This is a genomic window from Crocosphaera sp. Alani8 (assembly GCF_038442745.1).
GTDB lineage: Bacteria > Cyanobacteriota > Cyanobacteriia > Cyanobacteriales > Microcystaceae > Crocosphaera.
Map to the genome: position 1 here is coordinate 1 of NZ_JARVCN010000466.1, position 2,111 is coordinate 2,111.

2 protein-coding genes are annotated in these 2,111 nt (G+C 34.8%); both read right to left on the bottom strand.

Annotated elements, in window-relative coordinates; translation table 11 throughout:
• Window positions 1-688: 688 nt before the first annotated feature.
• Complete coding sequence (locus P9B04_RS23070) at window positions 689-1,453, bottom strand: superoxide dismutase (protein WP_342057304.1); 765 nt, start codon at window positions 1,451-1,453, stop codon at window positions 689-691.
• 219 nt (window positions 1,454-1,672) lie between these two features.
• The coding region (locus P9B04_RS23075; RefSeq protein ID WP_342057305.1) for a hypothetical protein at window positions 1,673-2,111 on the bottom strand (439 nt) is incomplete at its 5' end.

The window sequence follows — 2,111 nt, forward strand, 5'->3', positions numbered from 1 at the left end:
AGAGAAGAGAATGGTTAACCGAAGGCAGAAGACGCTGTGCTACAAGGGCAGAAGGCAGAGGTGCGCTTGTAAGATTCACGGGGAACCTGTAACCGCAGGGATAAGGTTGAAGGACAATCTTCCTGCCATCAAGGGCGAAGCCCTGGTTAACTTCTTTTCTGTTGGGAAATTGGACAATTGAACTGAATGTCGATTAGGAAACCACTATCAGTGATGAGTGGAGCAGATAATTTGGACAATTAACAGCAATTTAATCAGAAAATTTTAGCTTTATTTCTGATCTAATTCATCCTATCTTATATAGGATAAAAAAGTCAATGTAAACTAATTAGTATTTATATACTTAAGCTAATCTAAGGTTACAAAAAACACCGTTGATTAACGATATAAAAGTAAGAATAAATAGGTAGGGGTAAAATAACTAATTTATTTTTCTTTATTTATGTTTGAGTTAAGCAAATTAATTTTTTGTCTTAAAGAAATTAATTCTACATTAGAAGCCAGTAATAGTGACATTAAAGCCATTAGGGAAAAAATGATTACTTAAAATTCAGCTTTATTCGAGGGGGAACTTTCTTCCATTCATCGACCACAAGTAGATTACGTACTCACTAAAAAACACCGTTAATAAACGGTGTAAAATAATGAGAGTCTGTTGCACGTTGAAAATTGACCCTTAAAAAAATGATTAGCTTTCTAAACTTTGTGATTCTTGGTAGCGCGCACTAACCTCGTTCCAATCAACAAGATTCCACCATTCCTCAAGATAGTTTAACCGAGCATTTTTATAGTTAAGATAATAAGCGTGTTCCCAAACATCAACACCCAAAATTGGATATTTACCTTCCAAAATTGGATTGTCTTGACCAGATTGACTGGAGATTTCTAGTTGGCCCTTGCTGTTGCTAGTTAACCAAATCCAGCCGCTACCAAAGACTTTTTTACCTTCGGCGTTGAATTGTTGGCGAAATTGGTCAAAACTACCGAAAGTTTGATTAATAGCCGAGGCTAATTCACCATTGGGTTGGCCTCCACCATCAGGGGACATAATCGACCAAAACAAGGTGTGATTGTAGTGTCCACCACCGTTGTTACGAACACTATTACGAATATCCTTTGGTACTCTGTCGAGGTTTTCTAGTAGTTGCGATAGGGTTTCACCTTTGAGTTGAGGGTATTGTGAGATCGCTTCTTTTAAATTGCTCAAATACCCTGCGTGATGACCCGAATAATGGATCTTCATGGTTTTTTCATCAATAGATGGTTGCAAACCATTAAATCCATAAGATAAGGGAGATTGTACGAACTCACCGGAAGAAGTTTGTGCTAACAAATCGATACGAGTAGGTGTCACCGAAGTAGCAGAATTAATAGATTGTGGATAACCAAAAAAGAAACAAAGTAAGACTACAACTACAAAAAGTATGGGGTAAAATTTATCTAAAAGTTTCATGAAATCCTCGGTAAAAAGAAGCGAATTTTAGCTTATTCCCATACTAATCGACGATTAAAAATTGTCAACAGATAGATAGATATTCAAGTCAAATTACTAAGATTTAACTAATTTTAATAAAAAAATACTGTTAATAAACGGTGTTTTCACGAAGAATTAAAAACTTGATTTACTCCATAATAGTAGAACTTACTCAACAATTATTGGCTGTAATAAAAGTTAATTCTGCAACTTTTCTCTGAGATATTCAATCTCAGTTTGTTGTGCTTTTATTTCTTCTTCTTTCGATTTTAAAATAGCATTATGTTTTGCTTCTAATAGTTCTCTAGCGTTGTTATATTCTACTTGTAAATCTCTCAATATCTGAATGGGATTTTTCTGAACCTTTTGTTCTTCATTATTAGTTTCAATGGCTTCCATAAAATAATAGATAAAACCCCAAGTCGTTCGTATCTGTTTAGGGCTTAACTGTCCCGTACACTGTAAATCGGGAAAAAGCTCTGCATTTGTAGCAATTCGCCACAAGCAATCTTTGACTAGAGAAATTTGAGACTTATTTTCTAGGATCTCAATTTGCTGATAAAGATAGTTTTTATCAGACTCAGATATAGCAATCAGGAATGAGGTGTGAGAAAATGAAAGAATAGTAAATCTAGAC

What these genes read in the sequence shown, in the direction of transcription:
- P9B04_RS23070 (WP_342057304.1), bottom strand. Translation starts at nt 1,453, where the DNA reads ATGAAACTTTTAGATAAATTTTACCCCATACTTTTTGTAGTTGTAGTC.